General features: G+C 40.5%; 3 protein-coding genes. All 3 read left to right on the plus strand.

Features of this window, described 5'->3' with window-relative positions; translation table 11 throughout:
- Window positions 1-101 precede the first annotated feature (101 nt).
- The gene (locus tag QZY09_RS20465; protein WP_295675507.1) at window positions 102-458 is read left to right on the plus strand and encodes a helix-turn-helix domain-containing protein; all 357 of its coding nucleotides are present in this window, start codon (window positions 102-104) and stop codon (window positions 456-458) included.
- A 315-nt stretch (window positions 459-773) separates the two neighbouring features.
- Window positions 774-1,358 carry a hypothetical protein gene (locus QZY09_RS20470; protein WP_295675509.1) on the plus strand — a complete coding sequence of 195 codons (585 nt, stop codon included), beginning with the start codon at window positions 774-776 and terminating at the stop codon, window positions 1,356-1,358.
- Between the two features lie 65 nt (window positions 1,359-1,423).
- Entirely contained in the window at window positions 1,424-2,869 is a 1,446-nt protein-coding gene (locus tag QZY09_RS20475; protein WP_295675511.1) for a phage/plasmid primase, P4 family, read from the plus strand.
- Window positions 2,870-3,024: the final 155 nt, after the last annotated feature.

The raw sequence follows: 3,024 nt of genomic DNA on the forward strand, positions 1-3,024 counted from the left end.
CCGATCTAATATACAATTAGTTATAAATAGAGGCTCCCCCAAAGGGGTACCCCAATCCTAAAGTACTACGCCATATTTGTATCAAAATAACGTTGATACAAATGAATAATTTAATTTTTACCCAACTATCAATCCCTGAAATAAGACAATTATTCAGAGATGAATTACAAACATTTTTTGGGAATCAAAACCGTTCCGGTTTTGCACCGGCTGAAACAAATCAGCTTTTAAACCTTGACCAGGCCGCAGTGCGCCTCAGCCTTGCCAAGAGCACGCTGTATACTTTAAACAGCAGGCGAGTGAACCACTTCTGTAAAGTTTCAAAAAGCGTTTATTACTCCACCGAAGATTTGAACCAATGGATCCAGTCTGGCCGCAAAAGAACCAATCAGGAGATTAGCGAAGCGGCTAATACTTACATCGGTCAACGATCTAACAAAATCAGGAGGGCCGCATGAAAAGTTCACAACTTGAGTTCGACTTCGGTTCAAATCCTACTACACCACAATCAGACAACTATTACGACCTCGCTGAGGTTGCTGCTATACTTAATATCAAAGGTTTCGGAGCAATTAATCTTAGTAGATTTTTGAAATACAACTCTGTGCTCAATGGATTTAATAGGCCACTGGACCCATATTTAGCCAACGGTTATTGCGATTTTGAAATTCAACAAATCATAAGTCCGTACGGGAAATTTTTGAAAACATCTTGCAAGCCTTATTTCTCTGATCAATGCGTAAATCATATAAAATCAATATTATAACAAAAACATGTCAAAACCAACCAATTTCAACCCAGCAGGCGGAGGAACAGCCGCAATTTTAACAACCCGCAATTTAAATTATGAATCAGATTACAGCCCCGCTACAGGTTCGCCAATGGCTATAAAAATGGCCAGTAGAAAAGTAGGGCCTATTGTCCGTCAACCAGTGATACGGACCAGAAAAGTTGGTAGTCGAAGAAAAAAAATATTTATGAATATTGATTTGGAAGCGGCATTGTATGCGGCCGATAATGTTGAAAATAAATTTCACTTCAATGGGATGCCCAATCGACGCGAAGTTTCATTTAGCAAATCAATCCGGTATTTTGAGCAGACATATTATTGGCTTCCTGTAACTGAGATGATAAAGGGCGAACTCTTATATGAAAAGGGGCAGCCAGGCTGGTTATTAGTTCAGGAGGAGTTTGTATTACCAATGCATCACTGCGAGCCGCGTGAAGGGGGACAATCAGATTCCCCGATTGATTATAGCATAACAACAACAGGGCTTGCCTTTTTCCATTTCCTTTTGTGCGAAGCTATGAAAGCCCGGATGTTTTATCACCCTGAAAAATTCACGACTAACAGATAATTTTCAAACCTCCCCAGTGGCAATGAAGCCACTGGGGTTAAAACAAATCACCAAAACAAACACTTATGTTAACCAATTTAAACAGCACGAATGTTATGGCCCTGCTGCCGCCGCCCATGGTTTTAATTAAACCAACACTATTACACCACCAGGTATTACACGCTTTGATCAACGAACTACAGGTTATTGATTTTAAAGCAGTCGCCGGGTTAAAGCCTGATGAACCACTAAAAAGGAATCACCAATTGATTATAACGAACGAACAACTTTTAATAACAGCGAAAAAAAAGGATTGGGCTTTATGTGTTAATGAAAATCAGGTTTATCTATATAATGGCGAATATTGGCACCATTTGAGCAGGCAAGAGCTTAATTCCTTTTTGGGATCGGCTGCAGAAAAACTGGGTATCAACTTATATGATGCACGGTACCACGGTTTCAAAACAGAATTAGTAAAGCAATTTATGAGCTCTGCGTATTTGCCTAAGCCTCAAAAACAAGGAAATGAAGTTTTGATTAACCTGCAGAACGGAACTTTTGCCATTACCCCCGCAGATCAAAGCATCAGGGCCTTTGATAGGGGGGACTTTATTACCTATCAGCTACCGTTTGCTTTTGATGACACCGCGACTGCACCCATATTTTCCGATTACCTTAATACCGTTTTACCGGATCCAAAACTGCAAATGATTTTGGCGGAGTATGTGGGGTATATATTTGTTAAGCAAAAAACGTTAAAGCTTGAAAAAACCTTAATCCTGTATGGCAGCGGTGCCAATGGGAAGTCGGTGTTTTTTGAAATCCTTAATGCATTGCTCGGACCCCAAAACGTAAGCAACTACTCCCTACAATCGCTTGCCGACGACAAAGGTTACCACAGGGCAATGCTGGGGGGGAAGCTGCTTAACTATGCATCAGAAATATCGCCGAACATGAACGTGACTATTTTTAAGCAACTGGTTAGTGGGGAGCAGATTGAAGCAAGACTGCCACGCTGTGAGCCATTTACATTGGAAGATTATGCAAAGTTCATATTTAATACCAATGAACTGCCAAAAGATGTAGAACACAATGAAGCCTTTTACCGGCGCTTTTTGATAATTCATTTTGGTATAACAATACCAGAGCAAGACAGGGATCCTGAATTACCAACAAAGATCATTCAAAACGAGTTGGCGGGGGTATTTAACTGGATGTTGGAAGGGCTGAAGCGTTTGCTGTTAAATAAAAAGTTTACGCAATCTGACGCTGTTGATGACATGCTGAAAAGCTACCGTCTGAGTTCAGATTCTGTGCAATTATTTATTGTTGAATTGGGTTATGAAGCCAATAACCAGGAAGAAACGTCATTAAGTCAAATGCAGATTGAGTATAAACAATACTGCATGGATGCTGGCTTCCGGCCTTGTTCGCGCCCAATGTTTACCGACCGCCTGAGAAAGGCAGGGTTTGATACGCACCGCAAAAACACGGGATGGGTAGTATTTGCCGGTAAAAAAACAATCATATAAAACCTACACCATCTTCACCTGCTACACGTTGATAAAAAAAGATATTAGTGTAGCAGGTGCAGGAGGTGTAGCATGAAAACAATAAAAAAAAGTAAATGTCGAAGAATCAGCATTTCATCAGTGATCCACCGCACTGAATTTATTTGTTAAGGTCC

The organism is uncultured Mucilaginibacter sp., from assembly GCF_903913935.1.
GTDB lineage: Bacteria > Bacteroidota > Bacteroidia > Sphingobacteriales > Sphingobacteriaceae > Mucilaginibacter.

What these genes read in the sequence shown, in the direction of transcription:
- QZY09_RS20465 (WP_295675507.1), top strand. Translation starts at nt 102, where the DNA reads ATGAATAATTTAATTTTTACCCAACTATCAATCCCTGAAATAAGACAA.
- QZY09_RS20470 (WP_295675509.1), top strand. Translation starts at nt 774, where the DNA reads ATGTCAAAACCAACCAATTTCAACCCAGCAGGCGGAGGAACAGCCGCA.
- QZY09_RS20475 (WP_295675511.1), top strand. Translation starts at nt 1,424, where the DNA reads ATGTTAACCAATTTAAACAGCACGAATGTTATGGCCCTGCTGCCGCCG.